15 protein-coding genes are annotated in these 26,624 nt (G+C 70.3%); 8 read left to right on the top strand and 7 right to left on the bottom strand.

The genetic code is table 11. From position 1 onward, the window contains the following. Nucleotides 1–106: 106 nt before the first annotated feature. Nucleotides 107–439 (bottom strand): hypothetical protein, encoded by a 333-nt coding sequence (locus WMF19_RS22155; RefSeq protein WP_272099667.1) that lies wholly within the window; start codon nucleotides 437–439, stop codon nucleotides 107–109. A gap of 183 nt (nucleotides 440–622) precedes the next feature. Between WMF19_RS22155 and WMF19_RS22160 the strand changes: the two genes are divergently transcribed. The 4 genes from WMF19_RS22160 to WMF19_RS22175 all read left to right on the top strand — a co-directional run bounded on the left by WMF19_RS22160 (nucleotide 623) and on the right by WMF19_RS22175 (nucleotide 4,240). Further along, nucleotides 623–1,075 (top strand): hypothetical protein, encoded by a 453-nt coding sequence (locus WMF19_RS22160; protein ID WP_437900894.1) that lies wholly within the window; start codon nucleotides 623–625, stop codon nucleotides 1,073–1,075. Nucleotides 1,076–1,343: 268 nt separating this feature from the next. Continuing rightward, nucleotides 1,344–2,360 carry a tetratricopeptide repeat protein gene (locus WMF19_RS22165; protein WP_437330540.1) on the top strand — a complete coding sequence of 339 codons (1,017 nt, stop codon included), beginning with the start codon at nucleotides 1,344–1,346 and terminating at the stop codon, nucleotides 2,358–2,360. Between the two features lie 136 nt (nucleotides 2,361–2,496). Continuing rightward, nucleotides 2,497–2,712: a hypothetical protein gene (locus WMF19_RS22170; RefSeq protein ID WP_437330541.1), complete on the top strand. Its 216-nt coding sequence runs from the start codon at nucleotides 2,497–2,499 to the stop codon at nucleotides 2,710–2,712. A 64-nt stretch (nucleotides 2,713–2,776) separates the two neighbouring features. After that, on the top strand, nucleotides 2,777–4,240 hold the full coding sequence (locus WMF19_RS22175; RefSeq protein WP_437900895.1) for a hypothetical protein: 1,464 nt from the start codon (nucleotides 2,777–2,779) through the stop codon (nucleotides 4,238–4,240). 6 nt (nucleotides 4,241–4,246) lie between these two features. Here WMF19_RS22175 and WMF19_RS22180 read toward each other — a convergent pair whose 3' ends face one another. The 6 genes from WMF19_RS22180 to WMF19_RS22205 all read right to left on the bottom strand — a co-directional run bounded on the left by WMF19_RS22180 (nucleotide 4,247) and on the right by WMF19_RS22205 (nucleotide 14,165). Continuing rightward, nucleotides 4,247–6,079, bottom strand: coding sequence for an ArnT family glycosyltransferase (locus WMF19_RS22180; RefSeq protein ID WP_437900896.1), 1,833 nt, complete (start codon nucleotides 6,077–6,079; stop codon nucleotides 4,247–4,249). After that, nucleotides 6,076–7,062, bottom strand: coding sequence for a hypothetical protein (locus WMF19_RS22185; protein WP_437900897.1), 987 nt, complete (start codon nucleotides 7,060–7,062; stop codon nucleotides 6,076–6,078). Before WMF19_RS22185 ends, WMF19_RS22180 begins: the two co-directional genes overlap by 4 nt. Nucleotides 7,063–7,070: 8 nt before the next feature. Next, on the bottom strand, nucleotides 7,071–9,155 hold the full coding sequence (locus WMF19_RS22190; RefSeq protein WP_437900898.1) for a hypothetical protein: 2,085 nt from the start codon (nucleotides 9,153–9,155) through the stop codon (nucleotides 7,071–7,073). A gap of 239 nt (nucleotides 9,156–9,394) precedes the next feature. Beyond that, nucleotides 9,395–10,903: a metallophosphoesterase gene (locus tag WMF19_RS22195; protein WP_437900899.1), complete on the bottom strand. Its 1,509-nt coding sequence runs from the start codon at nucleotides 10,901–10,903 to the stop codon at nucleotides 9,395–9,397. A 221-nt stretch (nucleotides 10,904–11,124) separates the two neighbouring features. Next, nucleotides 11,125–12,492: a serine hydrolase domain-containing protein gene (locus WMF19_RS22200; RefSeq protein ID WP_437900900.1), complete on the bottom strand. Its 1,368-nt coding sequence runs from the start codon at nucleotides 12,490–12,492 to the stop codon at nucleotides 11,125–11,127. A gap of 287 nt (nucleotides 12,493–12,779) precedes the next feature. Continuing rightward, nucleotides 12,780–14,165, bottom strand: coding sequence for a serine hydrolase domain-containing protein (locus WMF19_RS22205; protein WP_437900901.1), 1,386 nt, complete (start codon nucleotides 14,163–14,165; stop codon nucleotides 12,780–12,782). Between the two features lie 581 nt (nucleotides 14,166–14,746). Between WMF19_RS22205 and WMF19_RS22210 the strand changes: the two genes are divergently transcribed. From WMF19_RS22210 to WMF19_RS22225, 4 genes are read left to right on the top strand one after another with little or no spacing between them, the layout of a single operon-like run. After that, the gene (locus WMF19_RS22210) at nucleotides 14,747–16,108 is read left to right on the top strand and encodes a hypothetical protein (RefSeq protein ID WP_437900902.1); all 1,362 of its coding nucleotides are present in this window, start codon (nucleotides 14,747–14,749) and stop codon (nucleotides 16,106–16,108) included. Between the two features lie 21 nt (nucleotides 16,109–16,129). Then, nucleotides 16,130–20,215: a DUF6603 domain-containing protein gene (locus WMF19_RS22215; RefSeq protein ID WP_437900903.1), complete on the top strand. Its 4,086-nt coding sequence runs from the start codon at nucleotides 16,130–16,132 to the stop codon at nucleotides 20,213–20,215. Further along, nucleotides 20,212–22,467, top strand: coding sequence for a hypothetical protein (locus WMF19_RS22220; RefSeq protein WP_437900904.1), 2,256 nt, complete (start codon nucleotides 20,212–20,214; stop codon nucleotides 22,465–22,467). Before WMF19_RS22215 ends, WMF19_RS22220 begins: the two co-directional genes overlap by 4 nt. Beyond that, entirely contained in the window at nucleotides 22,464–26,618 is a 4,155-nt protein-coding gene (locus WMF19_RS22225) for a hypothetical protein (protein ID WP_437900905.1), read from the top strand. Before WMF19_RS22220 ends, WMF19_RS22225 begins: the two co-directional genes overlap by 4 nt. The last annotated feature ends 6 nt before the right edge of the window (nucleotides 26,619–26,624 follow it).

Below are 26,624 nucleotides of genomic sequence, written 5' to 3' on the forward strand. Positions count from 1 at the left end.
GGCGCGCTCGACGACGAGCGCCCGCGCTGCGGGGCGCTCGTCCACGACGACGACCACGTCCACGACCACGAGCGCCCGCGCCGTGCGGCGGGGGCGCTCAGGCGTGTCACGAGGGGTACTGGAGAACCGTGGCCTTCTCGGGCCGCTCGATCGACTCCACGCGGCTCGTCACGATCTGCCGCTCCATTCCGTCCTGATCCATCTGGGTGAAATAGATGGGGGAGCCGATGCGCGCGTTCTGCGGCTCCGGGATCACGACGCCGTTCGCGTTGATCCGAACCGCGCCCTGGAGCTTCAGGTGCAGCGCGAGGTGGGCCGGCCTGAACTTGCGCGCGGCCCGATCGCGGACCGCGACGCAGATGTCGTCGCGGACGTGATACTCCGTGTTGCGGGTGATGAAGACCCGGTGCTTGCGGCGCTCCTTGCCGGTGTAGTCCATGCTCGCTCCTTCGCGCCCTTCGGCGCGGCGCGCATCGTGGCAAGGCGCGCCGCGCGTGGCCAAATTCGTCGCGGCCGCGCGGCCCGCGGCGTCCCGCACGAAACCAGGCGCCGCAGCAACTTTGTGCGAATCTCCGCGCGCTTTTGGGACGCGGCGCGCGGCGGTGCCACGATCGCGATCGCCATGTCGCGCAGCGAGCGTCTACCCGGTCCCGGTCTGGCGAAGGTCCAGCGTCCCCCGCTCCTCCAGCGGAGGCACATCGAGCTCGTGACCTGCTCGACGGGGCGCCTCCACGCGCTGTTCGACAGCGCCGACGTGCTGAGCGAGGGCAGCACCCGCGACGAGGGGGGCGCGCTCGTCTACTATGGGTCGACCAGCCTGCACGTCGCGCTGCCGTCGGACGCGCCGCTGGCGGCGCTGCTCGATCGGGCGCTCGCGCTCGACCCCCACCTCCGGCTGCGCGCGCTCCGCGTGGCGCACCGAGAGGCGGCCGCGCGCGCGGGGGGCCCGCTCGGGCCGATGCAGGCCGAGATCCGCTGCGGCTTCGCGCAACGCGCGGCGGCGGTCTCGTTCGCGCTGACCGTGGACGTCACGGCGCGCGTGCTGATAACGACGGACAGGACGGCGCGCGCGTGATGGCGATGCAAGGACCTTCCCGACGACCGCTCGGCGGCGCGCGCCCCTCGCGAGCGCGCCGCACGACGCCCTCCGCTGCAGGCTCGCGCTACACGGGATCGAGCGTGTCGACCGTGTCACCGGAGACCGTGAGCGCGACCGCGCGCCGTGCCCCCTTGACGCGCGTGTCGACGTGGAGAACGGGAGCAATCCGGCTCGAGGCGGGGTACGCTCCCCACGACGCGCTCTGCCCCCCGCCGATCGTCGACGCGGAGCCGGTGACGCTGCGATGAGCAAGAAGGATCGTTCCGCCTCCGGAAATTCCGACAAGGTGATCCACGTCGTGTTCGGCCCTGGTGGCGGGCGGGTGTCGCAGCCCCCGCCTGCGCCGCGGGCGGGCGCGACGGAGGCGCCGCTCCCTGCGCCGGGCGCCCGCGAGCCGGTCACCGACATGTTCACCGGCACCGAGGTCGCGCGGCTGCTCGGCATCTCGCCCGGGCGGCTGCGCTCGCTCGATCGCGCCGGCATCGCGGCGCCGAGCGGTCGGCGGCGGGGGCGGCGCGCGTACACGTTCTCGGACCTGATCGCGCTGCGCGCCGCGCGCGACCTGATCGCCCGCAAGGTGCGCCTGCGCGACGTCGCGCGGGCGATCGAGAACATCCGGACCGCGCTCCCCAAGGTGACGCGCCCCCTCGCCGAGCTCCGCGTCGCCTTCGACGGCAAGGCGGTCGTGGTCCGGGGCGCGTCGGGCGCGTTCGAGCCGCTCACGGGGCAGATGGTGCTCGACTTCGAGGTGAAGGAGCTGCGCGACGACGTCGTGCGCGTGCTCCGCCCGAAGGTGGGCCGGGAGCGCGCGCGCACGGCCTACGAGCTCTACATGCAGGCCAGCCAGCTCGATGAGGATCCGGCGACGATGGACGAGGCCGAGGCGCTCTACCGTCGCGCGCTCGAGATCGACCCGTGGCTGGCCATCGCCTACACGAACCTCGGGAATATCTGCTTCCGGCGCAACGCCGAGGAGCAGGCCGAGGCGCTCTACATGAAGGCGCTCGATCTCGACGCGGCCCAGCCGGAGGCGCAGTACAACCTCGGCTACGTGATGCTCGAGCGCGGCCAGGCGGCGGAGGCCATCCGCTATTTCCGGGGAGCGATCGAGAGTGATCCGCGCTTCGCGGACGCCTATTACAACCTCGCGATGGCCTACGAGCAGATCGGCGATCCGACGAAGGCGCGCCCGTGCTGGCGCAGGTACCTCGAGATCGAGCCGACCGGCACGTGGGCCGAGATCGCGCGCAGGCACCTCTGAGGCGGGCGGTGAGCTCGGGGCGAGCGGCGCGGGCGTCGCCGACGCGCCCGCGACGTGGCAGGTCTTGGCGGTCGGAACCAGCGAGTGAGCGCGAGAGGTTGCTGCAGCGCGCTCCGATTCAGGAGAGGTGAACGAGATGAGCGACGTGGGATCGGCCCGGCGGGCCAAGGACGAGCTCAAGGCCAAGATCGGCGGCGAGCCGTGGTGTGTCGGCATCGGCGTCGAGCGGGAGGACGGGGTCGGCTTCATCGTCCGCGTCAGCATCCGGTCCGGAGGAGCCGACGCAGCGCGCGCGGTCATCCCGGACCGCATCGGCGGCGTGCTGATCAAGGTGATCGAGAACGACCCCTGAGCACGGCCGATCCGGGGTCTTCAAATATCGCCAGGCCGCGCAAACCGTGTAAGCTGCGCGCCTCGTGAACGAGCGCAATCTCTCCCGCCGACTTTCCACGAGCATCGTTGACGCGTTGAAGGCGCACGGGCACATCCTCGTGGCCAGGGGCGGCGCGACGGCGCTCGCGCGCGAGCTGGAGGACAAGATGGCTGCGGACATCGCGGCCATCACGCCCCGGCTCGAGCCGTGGGCCCTCGTCGACGGAGAGCCCACGACCACGTTCGGCACCGACGAGATCGACGACCAGGTCGAGGAGCTCGTGGCGAGCCTCACGAGCACGTTGATGGAGTCCGAGCACGTCGAGGACATCTTCACCGAGGACAACGTGATCAAGCGGGATGTCTTCCGCGTGATGCGCGACGCGCTGCTCGGGCCGCGGCCAGAGATCGGCCTCGAGGACGACGGCCCAGTGCACGTGCGCCTGGACATGCTCGGCTACGTCGCCTCGACGGTCGGCAAGCGCGCGCCGGCGCAGGTGCTGCGCGAATCGCTGACGCGCGCGGCCCAGAGCGCCGGCGGCAAGCTGACGGGCTACGACGCCGAGCTCCGCGAGGCGACGTTCTCGCTCGAGAGCAGCGATCCCGACGCGCGGCTCGAGATCGAGGAGGCGGTGGCCGATGAGCTCTCCGACCTCGTCGAGGCGAAGGTCGTGACGCTCCCGATGCTGGAGCGCCGCTTCGAGCTGCAGCGCAAGATCGAGGCCGGAGCGCGCGGCGGTCTGCGCCAGCGGATCGACTCCATCGCCTCGAAGATGCTGCGCGAGGGCGGCTGCGCCGCGTCGTGGGAGCTCGCGGGCGACCGCGTCCTCAAGCTCAAGCTCACGCCGCTGTCCGAGCAGGATGCGCTCGAGGTCGACAGCCACATGACCGACTTCAAGCGCGAGATCGCGGTGGTGCTCGGCGACCCGCTCGACGAGCTCGACGTCGCCGGGAAGCCGGCCGCCGCTCCGCCGCGCAACGACGTCCCGCCGTCGCGGCGCCGCGAGCCTGCTCCGGTGGCGGTGGAGGAAGAGGACGAAGACCTCGACGAGGAGGACGAGGACCTCGACGAGGAGGACGAGGACCTCGACGAGGAGGACGAGGACCTCGAGGAAGAGGGCGAAGATCTCGACGAGGACGCGGACGACGAGGACGAAGACCTCGACGAGGAGGAGGACGAGGACCTCGACGAGGAGGAGGCGCCCTCCAGGAAGGCCGCTCCGCGTGAGAAGCCCCGCAAGCCGGCCGAGCCGGTGGTAGAGCAGCCCGCGGCGAGCAAGCCCAGGGCCGTGGCGGTCCGAGGCGCGAAGAAGGAGCCGGCGAAGAAGCCGGCGGCCGCGACCAAGAAGGCGAGCGCGCCGGCAGAGAAGGCGGCGACCGGGAAGACCGCGGCGCCGGCCTCGGTGAAAAAGGCGGCGGCGAAGGCGCCCGCCAAGAAGGCCGCGAAGGCGCCCGCCAAGAAGGCCGCGAAGGCACCCGCCAAGAAGGCCGCGGCGAAGAAGCGCTGATCGCGCTCAGCGGGCGCGGTTGCGGTAGACGAGGATCACCGGCACGCCGTCGGGCCCGGCGATGTGATCCGGGCTCGTGGTCCCGAACGCGACCCACGCCTGGTACGCCTGCCCCAGCATGTGCTTCTCGTGGTGGTAGAGGGCGAAGTCCGCGCCCGCGACCGCCCCCACGCCGCGGATGTCCTTTCGCAGGCGCCCGTCGCGCACCAGCATCTCCCACGCCGGGCCGGCGGTGTCGTGGATGTACACCGTCCCTCGGGGCGGGACGTGCTCGTTGAGGTACGCGACGACCGCGCCCGTTGTGTACCCCCAGAAGGTGCGGTTCAGCCCGAGGTTCGCCGCGCCGGGCGCGCCGCCGACCAGCGGCGTGTAGCTCGAGAGCGCCCACGGGTGCGCGTGCAGCGTCTCGGCGATGGGCGCCGCGACCACCGCCGCCCCGAGCAGCGCCGGGACCAGCGGGCCGCGCGCGAGCGCGGCCGCGCGCGTGGCGACGCCGGCCCGCGCGCCGGAGCCGCGCCGGACGAGCAGCAGCGCGCGTAGACCGACGCGAGCGCGCCGCACGGCCGCGGAGAACGCGGCGCCGGCGAACAGGGCGATGAACGGGTAGGCCGTCATCCAGTGCTTCGTGCCGCCGAAGATCGGCGTGCTCGACGAGAGCCAGGCGCCGTACACAGCGGCGATGGCGAGGAACCAGAGGAGCGCCGTGCCACCGGGGTCGTCCGCGGGCGGACGGAGCCGCGCGGTGAGCGCCCGCTCTGCGGCGCGCGCGAGCCTCCCGCCTTCCGGGGCGAGCCGCGCTGCCGCGCACGCGAGCGGATGGAGGAGGCGCTCGCGCGCTGCCGCGCAGAGCCCCGCCGCGAAGAGGCACAGGGTCACGAGGGGGACCGTCGCCGCCGTCATCACGGGCGCGTAGGCCCTCGGCATCGGGGGCGTCCAGTAGTTCCGGCCGAGGAACTCCATGTTGTAGTACTCGTGGTTCAGGTGGAACGACGCGTACTCGCGGAGGCGCGGGAGCGTGTCGCGCCAGATCCACGGCCAGAGCGCGTAGAAGACGAGGGGGCCGATCGTCGCCATCGCGGCGAGCGCGGCGAGAGATCGCCGGGCGCCTCCGGCCCGCGCAGGCGAGGCCGCGGCGGCCGCGGGCGCCGCCCCCGCCGCGCTCGCGCGCGCGACGATCCGGTCCCTGACCTCCATGCCGACGGCGTGCGAGACGCAGACGATCGGCAAGAACCAGGAGTTGTGCTTCGTGTCGAGCGCGAGGCCGAACGCGACCCCGGTGAGCACGGGCCACAGCGCGCCGCCGTCCCGCAGCGAGCGCCAGTAGGTGTACGCGCACAGGGCCCAGACGGTGACGATCGGCGCGTCGAAGCAGGCGAGGTGCGCCTGGTAGAAGTACCGCGGCAGCATCGCGAAGAGCGCGGCCGCGGACGCGCCGGCGAGCCGATCGCGCGCCTGGGTGCCCCAGAGGTACACGAGCGCCACCCCGACGCCCGACAGGACCATCGCGGGGAACCGGTAGCTCGTGCCCTCCAGGGCGAAGAGCCCGAGCCGCTTCTGCAGGACGAGGTTGGAGAGCGCGAAGAGCGACTTGATGAGGCCGGGGTGCTCGTGGTTCACCGACCACGCGGCGTCGACGCTCTGCGGATCGAGCGCCGCGCGCGGCGCGTCGAGGAGCGCCTGGAACCACGCTCCGTAGCGGTTCGCGGCGAAGAAGTAGAAGCCCTCGTCGCGCGCGTAGCCGAGATCGCCCGCGGTCGCGAGCAGCAGGGCGACGTACGCCGCCGCGAACGCGAGCGCGATCAGGCCGTCGGAGGGCGCGAGGGGCGCCGAGCGCTTCATCGGGTGTCCGCCTCGAAGCAGTAGTGGCGGTGCGTGTAGTCGGCGGATCTCACGGCGAACTCCACCTCGGCCTCGGCCGCGCCCGCGTGGGCGCCGAGCGGGAACTCGAACGCCGCCCACCCGTCGCCGTCGGCGTGCGTCGCCTCGCCCACGGCCTCGCCGTCCACGCGCACGGACAGCGTGACCGGCGCGCCCCGCCGCTCCCGCTCGATCATCCAGTACATGCCCGCGTGCCCTCGGATCACCGAGCCGAGCGGGACGCCGCGGAAGCGCGTGACGATCTCGCCGTCCCTCGGCGGGTGCGACCAGATGCACCGGCGAGGGCGGAACTCCTCGTCCGCGATCACCGTGACGCCCACGTTGAAGAACGGGCCGCCGGGGCACTCGAAGCGCTCGGCAGGGAACGTCGGGTTCCCGCCGAGCCCGCCGGCGGCGATCCGCGCGCGCGCGTTCCAGCGGCACGCGGCCGGAGGGTCCGTGACGCGCACGTCGGCCGACGCCGGCGCGACGTTGTCGACGAAGTCGTAGACGACGCGCGCGGGCGACGGGTTCACCAGGCGCCGGAGCACGAAGGGGCCGCGCTCCTGCCGCGCGTCCTCGCGGAAGCCCGCGAGCTCCTCGGCGCGCTGGCCGAGGACGCTGATCTCGACCGCGGCCGCGTAGCGGCTCTCGTCGGGCCGGGCGGCGTCGCGCAGCGGCATCAGCTCGTCCCCGAGCGCGCGGCGCGCGGCCGGATCGGCCCATCCCGGCGCGACGACCACGAGATCCCCGGGCTGCTTCATCGCCGCGAGGGGCGCCGCGACCTCGCGCCAGGCGTCGAAATCAGGAGCTCTTTCGCTGAAGTAGACGTGCGCCACGAGCTCTCCAAGGCCGAGCGCCGGCAGGCCGAGGAGGGCGAGCAGGCCGAGGGCGCGGCGACGGCCGCGCGCGCTCGTCGCTCCGCCCGCGGCCGAGGCGGTCTCGCGGGGTTGCGCCGGGATCACGGAGAACCCTACAGCTCGATCGCGTAGACGACGCTGCCGAGCGGCATGCGCTGCATGCGCTCCTCGATCACCCCGCGGAGCGCCTTCCAGGCGCCGGGCTTGTCGACGTACGTCTCGCGCAGGCGCAGCGCGCCGGCCTTGTCGCCGCGCGCCTTGATCCCGAGCACCGTCCTCGCGAGCGCCTCGGCCGCGGCGGGCAGCTTGTCCGCCTGGATCGAGAAGCACCCCTTGTCCGCGCCGTTCGCCGCGGTCTCGCCGCGGTAGAAGCCGAGCGCGCCTGCGTCGAGCAGGCTGCCGAGCTGGATCGCGGCGAGCTGGCCGTAAGGACGCGCCTCGCCGCCTGCTGTGTACATCCCCTGCCCCGCCTGCCCGAGCGCCCAGATCACGTCCCTCACCTCGGACATGCGGGCGAGCGACGGGTCGAGGACGCCCTTCTGCGCGAGCCAGCCGGTGAAGAAGAGCGCGCCGGTCTGGGCCTTGAGCTCCTCGAGCATCGAGGCGAGCGGCCCGCCGAAGATCTCGTCGTCGGTCTTGCCGTGCACCTTGTAGCCCTGCGCCGGGCCCAGGTTGTGGGACGCCTCGTGCAGCACCGTCCCGAGCGCTGCCACGGGGCCCTCGAGGGACACGCTCTCCATCGTGGTCTTGCAGAAGAGCGACGCGGCGGCCTCCCGGAGCGCGGCGCGGCTGTCGTCGTCCTGCAGGAGGTTCACCATGGCCACGGTGCGGCCGCGGCCTTCGGTCGCGACCGGCCCCCAGTTCGGCAGGCTCTGCCCCGACGTCCCGCCGGTCGGGGCGCGCGACTCGCCGGCGTTCAAGAGGATGTCGATGAAATCGGGCAGGTGGAAGGCGACCTTGCGCGCCCTGTACGGCGCGCCCGCGAGGCTCGCGAAGGCCGCCTCCATGTCGGACTTCACCGGATCGAGCTTCTTCTGCCAGGTCAGCGACTCCTGGTTGATGCGCGCGAAGCTCACGTGGAAGCCCGCCTTGCGGCTGCATGGCTCCCAGTAGGTCTCGTCCGGCCCCACGCGGAGGTACCACGCGGAGTTCTCGGCGTTCATCTTCGCCCACGGCTCGTCCGCGAGCTCCCAGCGGTTGTCGAGGAACGCCTGCGACGCCGCGAGCAGGTACGCCTTGAAGGCGGCCTCCTTCGGGCTCTGGATCGCCTCGGCCGCCGCCTTGAGCTCCCGGCTCACCGCCTCCATCTCGGGCTTGTAGGCCTCGCTGTAAGGCACGGCCTTGAGGGCGCCGCGCTCCTCGACCACCACGGTGAACGGGGAGAGCAGCGCCTTCTGATCCGGGCGCGCCTCGAGCGCGGCGCAGAACTTCTTGTCCTGCTGGAGGCGCGCCGGATAGACGCCGGTGACGCGGGGCGGCCTGCTCGGCAGCGCGCTGCAGTTCGGATCGTCGCGCGTCCTGGGTTGCTGGCACCAGGGCCCCTGGTTGCGCCAGAACAGCGCCCGGCTGGCGGGGTCGTCGGCCGGGATCTTGTCGGCCATGCCGGCGGAGCCGAGCTGCTTCGCGTGGATCTGCTCGATGAGCTCGGCCACCTTGAGCAGGTGGCCGACGATGGCGCGGTCCTCGGCCGACGCGCCGCGGAAGTCGGCCCGGAGGAGCGAGGGGCGGCCGGCCGCGAGCTCCGCGAGGACGGCATCGCGGCGGCGCACCTCGGCCTCGTCGAGGCCAGCGCGCAGGTGGCCCTCGGCCTTGACCTTGGTCATCGCGGCATAGGCCGACGTGAACGCAGGGGTGAAGGCCCCGGAGGCGACCCAGGCCGGCGCCGGGGAGTGATACCAGAGGGCGGAGACCTCGTCGGGATCGACGGCGCCCGAGCTGTTGCGGTCGGCGATCCAGAACAGCGGGAGATCGAGCTCCACGGCGATGCGGTTGAACTCGAGCCGGGGGATCTGATCGAAGCGCGGGGCCTGGGGCGCGGCCTGGGTGGGTGTGGGCGCAGGAGGAGCGGCCTGGGGCGGCTCGGCTGGCAGAGGGGGGTGCGGAGCAGAACAGGCGGCGCCCGCGGCGAGGGCGGCGAGCGCGGCGAGGGCGGCGAGCGGAGCGCGGCGGAACGGCGGGATCGGGAGGGGGATCTTCATGGCTGGAGCTCCGAGGGGCCCTTGACCTGCGAGGCGCGCGGGACGGCCGGGAGGCCAGCGAGAGCGAGGAGGCGCGCCGCGAGAGCGCCCGGCGCCCTGGTCGCGCCGCGAGAACGCCTCCCCGCGCGATCGGCCGCCGGACTGCCAGGCACGCGGGAGCGTAGATCAAGGACGCCCGGAGAGGGGGTGTTTCTACGCGCGGGTAGGAAGGAGCGTTAATCAACGACGCGGGAGCGGCCTCATGCGGAGGGACGGACGCCTGCCGCCCTGGGCAGCCGCTGCCCGAAGATGCCTGCCAGGAGCTCCCCTGCGCCGTAGTAACAGAGGTAGCCGGCCAGCGCGAACTTGAGCGGCACGGCCGACGCGGGCAAGAGCAGCAGGACGAGGCCGGCGACCGTCGAGCCAGCGCCCACGACGAAGAGCCACCTCGACTCCACCATTCCCTTGAGCACGATCGACGCCGCGACGCGCAGCGCGCCGGAGATGAACGCAAAGAACCCCACGAGGACCACGAACATCTCGACCATGGTACCGCGACGGAGCACGACGAGGCCTAGAAGGAGGCTCGCCACGCCGCGCACGCGGGAGAGGAGACGTCGGATGGGCGGCTCCCGCAACGCACCGACGAGCGACAGGGCGCCATCGACGAGCGCGTAGGCAGCGAAGGCCGAGACGAGCAGGCGCCACCCCGCGGAGGAGCCCTGACCGGCGGAGATCGCCAGGGCGCCGGCGCCCACGGAGAGCGCGAGGGCGCCTTGCGCGATGAGGATCCATCGGGAGCGCTCCGGGCGTGTCGGCTTCGGGAACATCGTCCTCGCGGCGGAGATGGCCGCGGCGACCGGGCTCTTCGTCGCCGAACGTGCGCGATCGGGCTTCGCATCCGGGAGCACGAGGGGCATCGCGCGCTCGACGGCGCGACCGTCTTTCCACTCGAGATAGCGGACATGTCCGTCCGGAGAGATGCGAAGGAACGAGTTGAGAGGCCCGGCCCATGAACCGCTGTTGAAATACCAGTCACCGATAGAGCCTGCCTTGTGGGTGTGCCCGAGGACAGCCACGTCGTATGCGCCCGTGTCGAGCTCCGCGCGGACCCCGATCACGTGCTCGCCGAGCCGGTCCGGGTTCTGCGCCGGCGTCAACGCCCCGCGGGGGGACGGGTCCCGCTCCGTCACGCGCTGGCTCATCGTCGCCAGGGTGCGTTTCCAGATCGTCAGTATCGAGTCGCCGAATTTCTCGAGGACGTCCTCCACGCTCTCGCCGCCCTTGAGGAGAGGAGAGCCGTTCTCGTCCTCGGCGACGCCGGCGAGGATGGAGAACATGCGGCCGAAGCCAGGCTCGTCCCCGGCGTTGAACGGATCGGTCTCGTGCCCGTGGCAGAAGTGGAACCGCTTGCCGTCGAGCTCCCGGGTGAACGGCGCGCGCATGCACGCGAAGAAGGGGTGATTGAGGAGGTCCGTCTCGATGAAGTGCACGAGATCGACGTCATGGTTGCCGGGCACGTAGACGAGCCTCAGCGCAGCGAGCTGGTCGAGGAGCGCCCGCCGCTTCACGAACAGGAGGCTGAGGTTCATCTGCCAGAGCTCGAAGAGGTCCCCGAGGATGAAGAGCTCGCCCCCCTCGCTGCCCACGTGGTCGAGGAATGCACGCAGCTGCGACGTCTTCTTGCCTGCTTCGAAGTTGTCGCGAGCGCCGCCGTCACCGATGTGCAGATCGCTGATGACGAAGATATCCCTGGCTGCGCCATCCATTGCCCTGCTCCAGGGTGGAGCGATCCCGCCATGAGCGGCGGCTGCGTCCCCCACCCGGCGTGCGTCGCAAGCTGCGTGCCGCGACGATCCGCAGGAGGGCGAGCGCCGGTCGAGCGAACGGCTCGGCCGGCAGCGACGCGCCCGTCGGCTCGCCGCTCCTCGGAGCGGGAGAGCGCCCCCGAGCGATCACTCGCACAGGGCATGCGAGCGCCCCCGGGTGGTCACTCGCACAGGGCGGTATCGACGAGGTCGAGGACGTCCATGTACGCCTGCTCGGCGCCCTCTTCGCCGTACAGGAAGTACGGGAGAACCGTGATCGCCACGGTGACGGCGCGGCCGTCGTCGGTGACGCCGCCGCGGGTGTGGTAGCCGGGGATGTCGCCGCCGTGGCCCCAGACGAGGCCGCCGCAGCTGAGCGGGGTGCTGACCACGCCGAGCCCGTACCGGGCGCCGGGCCACATGGCGGGGGCGTCGACCGTTGTGCGGAGCTCCTCCAGCTGCGCCGGCTCGAGGAGATCGCCGCCGAAGAGGGCGGTATAGAAGCGGTTGATGTCGCTCGGGGTCGCGATCACCTGTCCGGCGGCCCATCCCCATCCCGGGTCGAGCTCGGTGATGTCTTGCAGCGGCTCACCGGGCACGTCCGTGTGATAGCCCTTTGGATGGCACCCGCGGATACCCTGCTCGCCGACGCCGGGGAGGTAGGTGTGGCGCAGCCCGATTCGCTCGATGATCCGGCGCGTGATCTCCTCGTTCAGAGGGCGGCCGGTGACCTTCTCGATGATCATGCCCGCGAGAACATAGTTGGTGTTGCTGTACGCCCATTCGGAGCCGGGCGTCTTCCCCGGCTGCGCCAGCGCCATGTCGAGCAGCGCGTGGGGATCGAGGTAGGTGTGCTGGAGCTTGAAGACGCCCTCGGCCAGGAGCACATCGTCGTAGTCGGGCAGCCCGCTCGTGTGCTGCAGCAGCTGCCGCACGGTGATCTCGCGGCCGTCGATGCCGTCGCCGCGCACGAGGTCCGGCAGGTAGGTCTCGATCGGCGCGTCGAGGTCGACCTCGCCCTCGCCGACGAGCTGGAGGACGACCACCGCGGTGAAGCTTTTGCTGCTGCTGCCGATGCGCACTTGCCCGTCGACAGGCACTTTCGCCTCGGTCTCCAGGTCGCCGACGCCTGAGGTGTAGTGACGGGTCTGCCCGTCGCGATCACCGACCGCGACCAGGACGGCGGGGAACTTGAGGTCGCCCACCAGATGATCGGCGCCTTGCTGCACCGGATCGTCGGGATCGGTGTTGGCGCCGTCCGTGGAACCATCGGTGCACTCGCCCGACGGATCGCCTCCGCCGCCGCTGCCGGCGTCCTGGCCGCCGCTGCCGTTGTCCTGGCCGCCGCTGGCGGCGTTCTGACCGCCGCTGCCGGCGTTCTGGCCCCCGCTGCCGGCGTTCTGGCCCCCGCTGCCGGCGTCTCCGCCCACGCCGGCGCCTCCGCCCGTGTTCTCCAGCGTCCCACCGGCGTCGGAGCAGCCCGCGAGCAGGGCCGAGGATCCGAGCAGCGCCGAGACGAGGACCATCGAAAGGACGTTTCGCAAGCTCATCGCTGCTGCGCTGGCAGCCCGGGTTCTCGGAGAAGTGAAATGACGGTGCAGAGATCTCATGATCGGCTCCTGGTCGCGTGCGGGCGCCCTCTGTTCGCCGCCGCGAGCCGGCGACTTGCGCCACCGGGCCTCGCTGCGTTCATCGGAGAGCGCCCCTCGTTTTCGTAACGCTGTTCCCGGACTCGTGAGGTTCGTTCATGCCTCCCACGAGTCTGTCTTAAGAACTCATCCTCTGGATCCCGTCGACGCGGCGGTCGTGACCACCGGCGCGGGGGCGCGCCCGGGGCTCACTCGCACAGCGCGGCGTCGGAGAGCGCGAGGACGTTGGCGTACACGGCGTAGGCCTCCTCGCGGGTGTGGACGCTCGGCACGGCCGAGGGCAACGCCGTGACGGCGACGGTGACGGCGCGGCCGTCCTCGGTGACGCCGCCGCTGGTCTCGTAGCCGAAGATGTCGCCGCCGTGGCCCCAGAGGACGCCGCCGCAGCGCAGCGGGCTGCTGCTCAGACCGAGCCCGTACCGGTAGCCGGGCCACATGCTGGAAGCGTCGACGGTCGCGCGCATCTCCTCGAGCTGCGCCGCATCGAGCAGCTCGCCGCCGAGCAGGGCGGAGAAGAAGCGGTTCACGTCGCTCGGCGTGGAGATGATGTTTCCGGCGGCCCCCGCCTGGGACGGGTCGAGCTCCGTGACGTCGCGCAGCGGCTCACCGAGCGCCGCGTGATAGCCTCTGGGATGGCATCCGCGGATGCCCTGCTCGCCGACGTCGGGGATATAGGTGCTGCGCAGCCCGATGCGCTCGATGATCCGGCGCGTGATCTCCTCGGCCAGAGGGCGTCCGGTGACCTTCTCGACGAGCAAGCCGGCGACGATGTAATTGGTGTTGCTGTACGCCCATTCGGCGCCAGGAGCGAACGTCGCCGGCTGCGTCAGCGCCAGGTCGAGCAGGGCGCGGGGCTGGAAGTAGGTGTGCAGGACCTCGAAGACGTCCTCGCCCAGGGCCAGCCCGACGTAATCGGGCAAGCCGCTCGTGTGCTGCAGCAGCTGACGCACCGTGATCTCGCGGCCGTCGATGCCGTCGCCGCGGACGAGATCCGGCAGGTACGTCTCGATCGGCGCGTCGAGGTCGACCTTGCCCTCGCCGACGAGCTGCAGGACGACCACCGCGGTGAAGGGCTTGCTGTTGCTCCCGATGCGCACCTGTCCATCGACAGGCACGCTCGCCTTGGTCTCCAGGTCGCCGACACCGGCGGTGTAGTGACGGGTCTGCCCGTCGCGATCGCGGACGGCGACCAGGACGGCAGGGAACTTGTCGTCGCGCACCAGGCGGTCCGCGCCTTGCTGCACAACGTCGTCGGGATCGGTATTGGCGTGGAGGGTGGGATCGCCGATGCACTCGCCTGACGGTTTTCCTCCGCCGCTGCCGCTGCCGGCGTCTTCGCCACCACCACCGCTCTCGTCTCCCCCTGCACCGCTCTCGGCGCCACTGCCGCCCGCGCCGCTCGCGGCGTCCGTCGTCCCCGGCGCGCCGCTGCCGTCGGAGCAGCCCGCGAGCAGGGCTGAAGCGCCGAGCAGCGCCGAGACGAGGGCCGTCGAGAGCGCGCTTCGCAAGCGCATGGCTGCTGCGCAGGCGGCCGGTGTTCTCGGGGAAGCGAAGCGATGGTGCGGAGAGTTCATGATCGGCTCCTGGTCGTGTGCCGGCTCCCTCGAATCACCGTCGCGAACCGGCGGCTCACGCCCCCGGGCATCGCCACGTTGCTCGAAGCGCGCCGCTCGATTTCGGAGCTCTGTTCCCGGACCCGGGAGGATCGTTCACGTCCGGAGACGGCTCGGCCGCGTCTTCGCCGACACCGCCCTCCGCGTTGACCTCCGCGCTCGCGCCGTCGACGGCACTCGTTTCAGGAAGGAGGCCCCGTCGAGGCGCCTTGCTGAAGCAGGCCGAGGCGCGCGTCCTGCTCGCCCAGGCGCTGTGGCCGCGCCGCGGGCGCGAGCGCCCGCGAGGCCACGAACCGCCTGTGCATGGCCCCCGCCCTGCCGCTACCGATTATGCCCACGCTGGCCGAGATCGAGGCCCGGCGGACCGCGCGAGTGAGCCGCTGCAAATTTCAGACATGTTATCGCGGACATGTTCGATTCAGCGCACACGGACGACGTCGCTCCGCCGACTTGAGGTATCCGGTCCCCATATTTTCACACAGCGCGCCGACGCGCCTGCGAGGCGACGATCGCCTTGACAGGACTGAACCCCGTGTTGTCTCATGCCCGAATACGAACGTCGAAGCCGCTTGGCCAGCGATGCATTCGAGTTCGCCACAGGGGGGCAGGCGATCATGTTCGGCAGACTCCGGACATACATTTACAACCGCTTCTACCCGCAGCCGCCGCCGAATCCGCAACTGCCGTCGAATGCGGCGTTCGGGTACCGCTGGCGCGCCCTCCAGGGCGTGCCGAACGAGCTCACGACCTTCGACCTCGACGCCGGCCTTGCGCCCGGTCTGTATGTGGCATTCGCGCCGATCAACCTCGACGACACGATTGAGCCGTTCGGCGGTGGCGGCGGCCCCGGGCCGGTTTATGTCGTCCCGGGCGTCCCATCCGCCGCGGTGACGACGGTGATCAACCAGGGACGCGCGAACCCACCGCCCGGTCAGGCTGAGCTGTTCAACAACGCCACCCCGCAGCGCCTCGCCGAGATCACCGGCTTCCTCGACTACGCGGCGAGCTGTTTGAACAGCATCAATGCTACCGCCACCGGTGCGCAGCTGTTGCAGCGGCTCGACGGCGGGCCCACATCGGTGTTCATCAGCCCGTCGATGTTCAGCAATCAGACGTTCGCTGGCGGGCCCGCCTACGTTAACGGCCTGACTGCGGCGATCCAGGCATACGACGGCGGCCGGCCGTTCAACCGCGCGCAGCTGACCGCGCTCGTCAACCAGCGCTACGCGACGATCGACTCGCTCCTGGCGCGCTTCAACCAGCTCGCGACCGACATGAACAATCTGCCGCTCGCATCGCTGTTCACCCAGTACAATCCCGCCGGGCCAGGCTTCCTGTACAGCTTCTTCCGCTTCCGGGGCGAGCGGATGACCGGCAGGAACTTGATGAACTGGCTCAGCGACGGCGGGTTCTCGGCTTTCGACGCCAACGTCCGCACCTTCGCTCGCGTGTTCGAGGGCATCACGGTCCGCCAGTACTTCCTGCTGGCGCTCAACATCATTCTCTATCCGGTGGCCCCGCCGGGCGCCGGCGCCAGCGCCGGGGTCAAGTTCCACGTGATCAACGAGAACGACAACGTCCTCGGCTCCGCCGGCTTCCGCCCGCCCGCGGTCGGCCTCGCGCACGAGCTCATGCACGCGATGCACTACGGCCGCGGGACCTCGCCCGGCTTCGAGATCAACGACTTCACGACGACCGCCGCCGAGCTGTTGTTCGCCGGCATCGGCCCGTTCGCCACCCAGCCGATCACCGAGAACGCCATCCGCGCGCAGTGGAACACGATCCCTGTCGGCAACCTCCACCCGTCGAACGTGTGGGCCGCGCCGGCGCAGCGACTGATCTACGAGCCCCCGGTCGCGCCGATGACCCGGCAGACGCTGCGCGCCATGATGGGCTGCATCTGACCGCGAGCCTGGAAGGACCGAATGTCGCTCGATACCCTGCAGTCCCAACTCGAGAAGCTCGCGGCGTCCGGGGAGCTCACCGTCTCGTCCGTCGCCGGGCTCCTGCCGGCGATCGCCGAGATGATGGACAGCCTCCCGCCGATATCCTTCGCGCCGCTCACGAACGCGACCTTCGCGCTGTCCCCCGCCGGAGCCAATCAGACCCTCACCCTGCGGGCGACCCTCGACTGGGGCCTGTTCCAGGGCGTCGGCGTCGTGATCACCGCGGCCGTCGACGCGACCAGCAGCAATCGGTTCCTCGCCGCCCTCGACATCACGGCCCCGCCCGCGACGACGCTGAGCATCCCCGGCATCGATTGGTTCGCGCTCACGGCGCTGCACATCCGCGGGGCCAGCCAGAGCTACGCCCTGTGGTCGACCGGCCTGGCCGTGCCCGCGACGGTCAGCGTTGGCGCCACGCTGACGATCAAGAACGTCACGACGACGTTCCCGATCACCATTGGCGAGGAGTCGAGCGGCCTGCTGCAGCTGACGCTCGACTCCTCCGCGATCGAGCTGCCGAGCATCAACGATGTGCTCGCGGCCTTCGGAGGAGGGGCGAAGGCCATCCAGCTCCCCTCCACGATCAACAGCCTGCTTGACTTCTCGGTGCAAGAGCTCTTCGTCCGCTTCGACCCGTCCTCGGGGACCGTGTCGCAGATCGGCGTGCAGATCGGAAAGGACGTCACCGACGGGAAGCCCGGCTGGCCGATCATCCCGGGCTTCTTCACGCTCGACAGCTACACGCTCGGGCTCAACATCGTCGACCCGCTGAAGACCGTGCAGGTGGGCGGGTTGATCCGCGCGACGGGGAAGCTCGGGTCGGTAGACATCGGGGTGTCGGCGATCCACCCGGCCTCGGGAGGGTGGAGCTTCAACGGCTATATCGGGAAGGACGATGGCGTCCCGATCGGCGCGCTGGTCGGCGGTCTCGCGCACCAGTTCGGCGTCACGCTCCCGGACGCGCTCACCTCGTTCACGCTGAACGACTTCGAGTTTGCCTTCGATACCCAGACGTACGACGCGAGCGGGCATTTCACCCTCGAGTTCGACGTCAACGGCACCCCCGTCGACCTCACCGTGTCGGCGGCGCTCACGCACCAGGCAGCGACAAACGCGTACAAGGTGGCGGTCGACGCGAAGCTGATGCTGGGGACCTCGGAGCTCGAGGTGACCTTCGGCGAATCGCCCTCGACCTTCACCGCCTCCTGGACCGACGCGGCGCACCCGCTGGAGTTCACCGACATAGCCGCGCGCTTCGGCTTCACCGGCGTGCCGCCGATCCCCGCGTCGCTCGACCTGCAGCTCGTGGAGGTGTCGCTCACCTACGACTTCGGCCCAAAGACGCTCGCGATCACCGCGAAATCGAAGAGCTACGGGAGCGCCGCCTTCGTTGCGCGCGACGGCAAGTACTTCTTCGGCGTGAGGATTGACGAGAAGATCCATCTCACCGATCTCCCGCTGCTGAAGCGCGTCTTCAGCCCGTACGAGGCGGTGGTGATTGAAGACCTCCAGGCGGTGATCTCCTCCGACCTCGATCCGATCGAGGCGGCCGCGATTAACCAGCTGCTGAAGGGCGAAGGGCTGCCGCAGGTGCCAGGCGCGGGCCTCTCCACGGGCGTGGCGCTCTCGATGACGTTCCAGGCGGGATCGTACAAGCAGTCGCTGAGCATCTCCACCGGTGAAGGCGGCACACGACGAGGGAACGGGGGAACGTCGCCGCCCCCGCGCACGGGGCCCGCGAGCGGCAGCACCGTCGCCTCGAGCAGATCGCCCGACGGAACCGTCTGGTACGATCTACAGAAGAAGTTCGGGCCGGTCTCCTTCCAGAAGGTCGGAATCCGCTACCAAAGCTCGGCGGACAAGAAGGACGGCGCCCTCTTAGTCCTGATGAACGCGGGGCTCGACGCAGGAGGCCTGACCATCTCGGTGCTCGGCCTGGGCGTCAGCTCGCCGCTCACCACTTTCCAGCCGCGGTTCAACATCGACGGGCTCACCGTGTCGCTGGCGGAAGGGCCGGTGGAGGTGAGCGGCGGGCTGATGGGCACGGTCGACCCGCTGAGCTTCTACGGCGAGCTGGTGCTCGGCTTCTCCGCGGTGACCGTCTCCGCGCTGGGCGGGTACGCCGAGTACGAGGGCCATCCGTCGTTCTTCCTCTATGCCGTGGTCGACTACCCGATCGGGGGGCCTCTGTTCTTCTTCGTCACCGGCGTCGCGGCGGGGCTCGGGTTCAACCGCGCCCTCGTGATCCCGGACATCACCGGCGTGACCGCCTTCCCGCTGGTCGCCTGGGCGCGGGGAATCGGCGCGCCCGGCATGGACCCGAGCGGGGACATCGGCGCGCAGGTGACGAAGGTGGTGAGCACCCTGTCCACCTCCGGCGTGGTCGCACCCGCGCTCGGCGCGTACTGGCTCGCGCTCGGGGTGCGGTTCACGTCGTTCGAGATCATCGATGCCTTCGCGCTCCTCACGGTCACCTTCGGCGCGCGCTTCGAGATCGACCTCCTCGGCGTCGCCACCCTGGCGATCCCCCCGAAGGCCGACACGCCGATCGCGCGTGCGGAGCTCGCGCTGGAGGCCTCGTTCGCGCCCGACGAGGGGCTCCTCTCCGTCGAGGGACAGCTCACCAACAACTCGTATGTCCTCGACCCGGCGGCGCACCTCACGGGCGGCTTCGCCTTCTACTCGTGGTTCGCGGGTGAACACGAGGGCGACTTCGTCGTCACCCTCGGCGGCTACAACCCGAATTTCACGGTCCCCGCGCATTATCCGAAGATCCCCCGCCTGGGGCTGAACTGGCGGGTGGTCCCGGACGAGCTGACCATCCAGGGCGACCTGTATTTCGCGCTCACCTCCAACGCCGTGATGGCAGGCGGCGAGCTGAGCGCGGTCTGGTCGAGCGGCCCGATCCGCGCCTGGTTCACGGTGTGGGCCGACTTCTTGATGATCTTCAAGCCGTTCCACTACTTCATCAGCGCCGGGATCGACCTGGGGGCGTCGTTCTCGATCAAGATCCTCTTCGTCCATGTCAGCGTGACGATCCACGTGGGCGTCGGGCTCAACCTCTGGGGCCCGCCGTTCGCGGGTGTGGCGACAGTCCACCTCTACATCATCTCCTTCGATATCCACTTCGGGGACGGCGACCCGCAACAGGACACGACGCTGCCCTGGGACCAGTTCGTCGACGAGCTGCTCCCCTCGGCGCCCCCGGCGAGGCGGCCGACGGCGGCGCCGCGCTTCCAACGCTCGCAGTCGACCGCTGCGCCGCCCGACGACGGCAAGCCGGCGATCGTGCAGGTCTCGGTCACGCAGGGTCTGGTGAAGACCCTCGACACCACGCCGACGCACCCCTGGTACCTCGTGAGCGGCGAGACCTTCCAGTGCCAGGTCAGCACCGCGATCCCGTTCAAGACAGCGACCTGGGCAGGGATCGCCGAGCTCGCGCCCGACGACCAGCAGCCGCACGACGAAGGCGGCCACGTGATCCAGCCGAATACCTCGTTCTCGGCGGGGATCGCGGGTATCTCGGCGGCGGACTTCCACCCCGCGCTGTCGATCGACGTGGAGAGCGAGGAGGACGCGACGTTCTACGGCGTGCGCATGCTCCGCAACGCGCCAAAGGCACTCTGGGAGACGAAGAGCTTCTCCAACGGCGTCCCACAGATCGATCCGAACACGGGGCTCACCAGCACCACCATCCCGAACGCGCTCAGCGGCTTCGTGCTGATCCCCGAGCCGCCCACGCCGGATCACACGCTGCCCATTCCGCTCCCCGCGCTCGAGGTCACCCTCGAAGACGTCGAGCCCTTCACGTGGAGCGATCCGACATACCCCACCACCGACAGCTTCACCGACCAGACGGTGGCCGGCACCATCACCGATGCCAACGTCGCGATGGTGCGCGGGCTGATCCTGGGCGCGATGGCGGGGCAATCGATCACCGTCGACACCGCCGTCGACGTGCAGCGCCTCTCCGACGCGTCGAACGACGACTTGATGGCGGCACCGAAGCTCAGCCTGCTCGGAGAGCAGCGCACCACCCATGCGGCAGCGAGCGAGGCCCCATGAGCACTCCCGCAAGCGACGACCAGAAGCAGATCTCGTTCATCCAATCCGACGTCCCGCCGCTGCGCACGGGGGTCTACACGCTCGCGGCCACGGAGACCGTGCCCGGCCAGACCCCGGGGCGGTTCACGGCGAACGCGAGCTTCGTCGTGCAGGGGGAGCGGTTCAAGATCGCCGAGGGCGAGATCGTCGGCGTCTTTCCGCCGGCGCTCGCCAATGGGGAGTTCGACCGCGTCCTCCCGCACGTGGTCTTCAGCCGCCGCACGCTGCCCTGGGAGCGGTCGCTGAAGAACGCCGACCAGAGCTACGCGAAGCACCCGTGGATGGCGGTCCTCCTCTTCGACGCCGCGACCGCGCCCACGCCGACGAAGGTCAAGGCGAAGGAGCTGGTGCCTCTCGGCACGCGGATCACGGTGACCGCGTCGTCCGACACCGACACCGGCGCCCTGCCGGCGAACATCCTGTCGTACGGAGCCTCGACGCTCGTCCCGATGGGCTACGGCGAGACGCCGGACGACGATTGCCTGGTGATCGACATCCCGCTCGACACGTTCTGTCAAATTGCCCCTTCCGCTCCGGACCTCTTCTATCTGGCGCACATTCGCGAGGTCGACGTCACCGACGGCGTGGACACCGCCGCGCGCCAGACCCAATACGCGGTGGTCGTCGGCAACCGCATTCCAGCCGTGAACGTGCCGAGCCGGGCCTTCCTGGTCTCGCTCGAGAACATGGCCGACTACCTCCCCGCCGAGGACGGCACGCCGAGCGCGCGGATTCCCGCCGGCACCGATCACGTGCGGCTCCTGGTCTACACGTCGTGGACCTTCACCGCGAACGACCTCGAAGAGAACCTCCTCGACCTGCTGAAAGGGCTCAACAAGTTCCCGGCTGGGAGCCCGAGCACGCTGCGGCTGCCGATCGTCGGCGACGCGCCCGACGCTGCCCGCGTGCGGCAGGCCGCGGCGAACCAGGCCGCCGCATCGCGGGGGGCGGGGACGCTCTCGGCAGACGACGCCGCGGTCATCGTCAAGAACGCGCTCGCGATGGGCTATGTCCCGTTCAACCATCACCTCCGGCACGGCGGCAGGACGGTGTCGTGGTACCGCGGGCCGCTCGTCCCATCTCCGGTCGCCACCACGATCGCGGTTCCGATCGGCGGGCCCGACGCCGCCAACCGATACGACCCGCAGGCAGGGCTCTTCGACGTCTCCTACGGCGCGGCGTGGCAGCTCGGTCAGCTGCTCGCCCTGCAGAACACCGCGGTAGCGAGCTCACTTTACACCTGGAAGCAGCGCGTCTTGCAACAGCAGGCCACCGCGGCGGAACAACAGCTCCTCCAGCACCTGCTCGCGAACGAGCCGATCCTCGAGAGCTTCATGGCGACGCGCAGGGCGCGGCTCGCCGACGGGCCGCCGCCGCTCCCCGGCGGGATCCCCGAGTGGTTCGGCGCGCTCGCGGCGCTCCAGGGCATCCCCTTCAATTACCTCGTCCCCGACGAGCGGATGCTTCCCCCGGAGTCACTCCGCTTTTTCTATCTGGATTTCAACTGGATCGACGCGCTCATCGACGGCGCCTTCAGCATCGGCCGGAGCACCGCCGATCAAAAGCTCGAAGCCGCGCAGCTGCACGCATTGCGATCGGCGGCCCGCGCCAGGATGGGGCTTCGCCGTGCGCTCGCGGCGCGCCCGACCGGGGCCCGGGCCGGCCACGTCAATCCCACCGGCCAGGTCACCGGGTTCATCCTCCGATCGCAGGCCGCTTCGGGTTGGCCGAACCTCCGCTTCAAAGGGTACAGCGACGCCGCCGCGACCTCGCCCGTCCCCACGCTGCGCCTCGTCAATCTAACGCGCGACACGCTCCTCTGCCTCTTCGACGGCGTGGTCGAGCTCCTCCAGATCTCGGAGCCTCCCGAGCAGCTCCACATGGGCATCGAAGGGAAGGACGGCACGTATTGGACGACGCTCCGCGAGGTCGACCCGCCCAACCCGGGCAAGCAATACGGGACCGACCCGGGCCAGAAGCCCACCGCCTGCGACCCGACCGCAGCAAACCCCGTGATCTTCGTGAACCCACGCGCCGACGGCCGGACGCTGCGCATCCGTGACGCCGCCACAGAGCTCCTGGGATGCCTGACGAAGACCTTCGGCCAGACCTTCCCGCAGGGCTTCACCTCGGCGGAGCTCGCCCTCGAGCTGAACAAGGGCGTCCTCATGGTCGAGTTCCAGAACACCTCGAGCCGGGGAGCCCGGTCGTGATCTCCAGCAGCAACAGCGGCCTCGTCGTCCCGATCGATCTGGTGGCGTACTGCGTCGGGAGCATCGACGCGCACGAGCGGACCGGCACCTTCGCGGGCGCGACCACCTCCTACGTCGCGCAGGCCAGCCAGGACGCGGCCCAGGCCTTCCTCGGCGCGAACGTGACCCGCGACCCGAACCTTCAGCCGCCGCTCTGGCCGCTGGAGGCGGGGATCCACCTGCACTGGGCCGCCCCCGACGGGCTCACGCACGCGTCGCAGACGCAGAACGGCCTCGAGTTCCCGGCGCTCCCCAACCGCTGGCTCGTCACCCGCGTGGTCGTTCAGGGAAGCAGCGTGACCGGCAAGAGCTGGATCATCGAGAGCGACACGCTATCGACGACGCCGCCGGGCGGGAAACGAGCGCCCACCCTCCCCGTGCAAGACAACGCGCAGAACTATCGGTACCTCGGCGTCTGGAAGGTGTTCGACGGGAGCTGGCAAGAGCCCACCATCCCGCAGGGCCAGACGATCAAGGCGCTCTTCGGCTCGGAGATCCACGCCGTCGCGAGCGGCGACATCGCCTTCGCCGCGTTCTACCCGAACGCGCGAGGGATCTTCGGCTTTTACGATGACACGTCGGATCTGCAGACGAGCGGGAGCGAGCCGCTGAACCTGATGTACCTGGTCACCGGGTGGTTCAGCGACCCCACGAACGATCCGCTCACGACCCACTCCGCCCCGGCCGACCTCCAGCAAAACTACAAGTGGACCTATACCCCCAGCGGCGCGACGCCCCAGTACTCGCTCTACAGCGGCGTGGCGCAGGACATCCGGTGGACCCCGGCGACCCGCTACCTGGGTGACGACCAGCCGGCGGTGCAGGTCGACGTGGCGATCGGGAACAACCCCGCGGAGGCCCTGGCCGCCTACTTCCGGGGGATCGATCACCCGTCGCTGCCGCTGTTCGAGCAGCTCTTCACCGCCCTGGAAATGGGCCTCTTGAGCCGCCTCGGGCAGCCGGCGCCGGGGCAGCTCGCGGAGCTCGCGGAGACGATCCACGAAAAAGGCTTCAACAGCGTCGACGGCGGGACGATCTACACGATCGTGCCGGCAGGTTCGGTCCGCACCGGCGGCAGCGATACCCCCGCGCCCAACCTCCCGCTGCCCTTGGCCGATGCGCTGAACTTGCTGAATGAGCTCCAGCAGGAGCGCGACCTGGCGACCACCGAAGTGCAGCAGTACCGGTGGCAGCTCTTCGCCGACTGGTATCGCCTCGTGCAGGTGAACGCCACCGACACCACCGCGGCGAACGCCACGCTCTCCAGCCGGCTCGCGCTGTGGCCGACGATCCAACGGAACCTCGCGACCGCGCAGGACATGGTCGAGAAGCAGCGCGCGGTGGTGACGTCGATGCTCGGCTCCGCGTGGGCGCTGAAGCCGGTCCCCGCGCCGCGCTTCTGGGTGCCCAACGAGCCGGTGGTCCTGCTGGCAGGCCCGGACGTCGCCGCGGCGCGACGGCACGGCGGCGATGGACGCTACGAGGCGAATGGGAACCTGGTCTGTCGGCTCACGACCGACCTCGTCTCCGCCGCGACGGTCTCGGTGACCTCGCCCGTGACGATCAGCGGGTCCCGCTTCTCGGCCGCGCTCCCTCCGTCGCCGAACCACCTCCCCCATGCAGCCGACGTGGCCGCGCTCGTCACGGAGGCCTGCGTCCTCGACACGGCGATCGCCGCCGCCCTCACCGGCGGGAGCGACGCCGCCCTCATGACGGCGCTCACCGAATGCCTCACCGCCGGCTCTGCGCCGAGCGGGAACGCGTACCAGAGCTTCGCCGGCGCCTTGCCCTCCCCGGTCGAAATCAGCTGGTGGGGGCCCACGAACCCGTGGCTCCCGCTGATGATGCTCTGGGAGCTCGATTTCGCGCCCCTCTTTCCCACCGCCTCCAGAGGCGCCGCGCAGAGCTACGCCCCCGGCTTCTTCACCGCCAACTTCACCGTCGACCCCGACGATGTGGGGACCATCGCCTACACGCCGAGCGGTGGAGCCGGGAGCATCGACGTCGATCCGCAGACCCTCGCTTTCGACCCGAGAGCCGGGCGCGCAGCCAGGTACACCGGCTCGGCGGTGCTCTCCGCGGCCGCCGCGGACAACCTGGAGGCGCTCCTCGATCAGTACCTCCAGACGACCTCCGACGCGACGCTGCAAACCATCCTCGGGCAGCTCCAGCAGACGAACATCCTGATGCAGGCGATGTCGGGCTTCAACGCCGCGCTCCTCACGCGGGAGCAGAGCCTTCAGCTCCACATCGGCGTCGGCAGCGGCGCGCCCTTCTCGCTCCGGAACGTGACCAAAGAGGTACAGGCCGTCCTTCCGGATCTGTCGCTCATCCCGCCGCTCTCGCCGCTCGGCAACGGGAGCTTCAACCCGGTGCGGGCCGGCTTTGCCAAGATCCGGCTCCAGATCCTCGACACGTTCGGCGAGAAGCGGCCGGTGCAGATCGGCAACCTCTACCTCGCGAAGGATCTCGCCACTTCCTACCGCGGGAACGTCGAACCAGGGATCGTCTATCTGCAGCCGCGGCTCGCGCAGGGCGCGCGCGTCCTCTTCCGGTGGCTCTCGGCCGACACGCTCGAATACGACGAGATGAACGCCCATCCAGCCACGTCGCCGGTCTGCGGCTGGCTCCTCCCCAGCCACCTGCAGCGCGGGCTCTTCTTCTACGACCAGCTCGGGCGCCCGGTCGGGTCCCTCACGGTCATGGAAGACGCGACCGGGATCGCATGGCAATCCGCGCCGGGGAACGACGCCACGATCGACAAAGGAGTCGAGGCGGCGATGCAGGACCAGAACCCCCACCTGCGCGACCTCGCCGTGATGCTCGCCCACGCGAGCGTCGGCTTCTTCCGAGCCTTCTACGACGCGGTCGACGCCGCGGCCTCGTCGGTGTCTCCGCCAAACGCCGACAGCAGCGCGGGGATGGCGGTCCTGGTGGGCCGCCCCGTCGCGCTGGTCCAGGCCTCGCTGCTCCTCGAACTCCAGGGGATCACTGCCTATGACCAGACCTGGAACACGCTCGTTCCGGGAGAGAAGTACCAGGACACCGACGACGGGCTCTCGGCGGTGCAGTTCCCCGCGGTGGTGGGCGACATCGACCAGCTCGACGACGGTCTCGTCGGGTACTTCAAGCAGGGCCCCGGCGGCAACTACGACCTCGGCACGTTCTACACCGAGGCCGCCGACGCGGGCGCCACCTCTGGCGTTGTGCGCCCCGCCGCCAACAACCTCCTGCTCACGCCGACCTCCACGCCGGAAGGCCAGCTCCCGTCCATCAGGACGGGGGAGCAGAAGCTCTTGATGCTGATGGATCCGCGAGCGGGCATCCACCTCACCACCGGGATCCTCCCAACGCAGTACGTCGAGATCCCGCCTGCCCAGTACGCCGACACGCTCGGCGCGCTGGACATGACCTTTCTCACGGCGCCCGTCCTCCGCCCACTCGCGGGCCTCACGCTCCCCCTCCCGCGTGAGAGCGGCTACACGTGGTCGTGGGTCGAGGAGAAGCCGAGCGGGAACGGTGGTTCGGAGTGGGTCGTCACTCCGAACGTCGTCCCCCCGACCGCGAACGCGGTCTGGCAGTACTCGCCACAGCAGCTCACCGAGGGATGGCTCCGACTGAACCCGGAGGTCCTCGCCTTCACGCTGCAGAACGCGTCCGGCCGAGCGAGCGTGAAGGGCGGCGCGGCGAACACGCTCACGCTGACCATCACCAACCGGCGGCAGGCGGACGTCACCTTCAACCCGGGAGAGCTCGCCAACGAGGGCACGCCGCCGGTCGGTTCGGTGTTCTACATCCACTTCGGCGCCCTGATCGATCCCTCGCAGGTTGCGTCGGTCCAGCCCAGCGCCGCCGGGTGGACCTTCCAGGCGCTCCACGACGCTCAGTACGGCGACTACTGGGCCGCGACGCCTGCCGCGGGCTCACCGGTCACGCTGGGGCCCGGACAGGCCCTCACCATCACGCTCGCCGACGTGATCGCGGTGAACACCGCGTCTCAGGCGCAGATCTACTTCGATTACTACGGCGTCCAGGGGGTGAACGACGGGGTCGATATCGCGATCGTCGCCATCCAGACGGGCACGCCGCCGACGGCATCACCAGACGATTAACCCGAC

Origin of the sequence: Sorangium sp. So ce124 (assembly GCF_051525235.1) — a bacterium.
Classification (GTDB): Bacteria; Myxococcota_A; Polyangia; order Polyangiales; family Polyangiaceae; genus Sorangium; species Sorangium atrum.